This window comes from Pseudomonas sp. 43(2021) (assembly GCF_017490805.1).
GTDB lineage: Bacteria > Pseudomonadota > Gammaproteobacteria > Pseudomonadales > Pseudomonadaceae > Aquipseudomonas.
In genome coordinates this window covers 1-495 of sequence record NZ_JAFGYJ010000338.1, presented here as the reverse complement: position 1 = coordinate 495, position 495 = coordinate 1, and the positions used below count along the sequence as shown (strand labels likewise).

Here is a 495-nt window from a genome sequence, read left to right as displayed (position 1 = left end):
CGGTGATAACGGTCTTGCCGTCGCTCAGGGTGAAGGTCAGAGCCGAGTGGCTGTTGATCGGCAGACCGTCTTTGTTGGTCAGCGTGATGGTGTAGGTGATCTCGCCGCCTTCGGTGACCGAAGGGGTGGCGGTCAGCTTGGCCACCACTTCGTCGGTGGTGTCGGTCACTTGAACCGAAGCGTCGCCGCCCAGTTGCAGGTTCTCGAAGGTACGACCATCAACGTCCACAGCGGACTTGATGCCCAGGCTGATCTGGCCAGCATCGTTGTAGACGTCATCGCCTTGCGCAGCATGGGTGTACGGTGCACTGGTTTCCCCAGCCTTGATGGTGACCTGGGCATTGTTGCTCAGGGTCACGACCAGGTCGTGGGCCAGCGCCTGGTTGATGTGCACAGTGAAGGTCGGCTTGACGTTCTCGGCCACCGACGCCTGATCGGCGGTGATGGTGACCTGCACCAGGTCGCCTTGGTTGCCGGTACCCGGGGTGCCCGAGC

At 62.0% G+C, this 495-nt stretch carries 1 protein-coding gene; it reads right to left on the bottom strand.

Features of this window, described 5'->3' with window-relative positions:
• On the bottom strand, positions 1–495 hold a 495-nt coding region (locus J5M71_RS27515; protein ID WP_207838718.1), incomplete at both ends, for an immunoglobulin-like domain-containing protein.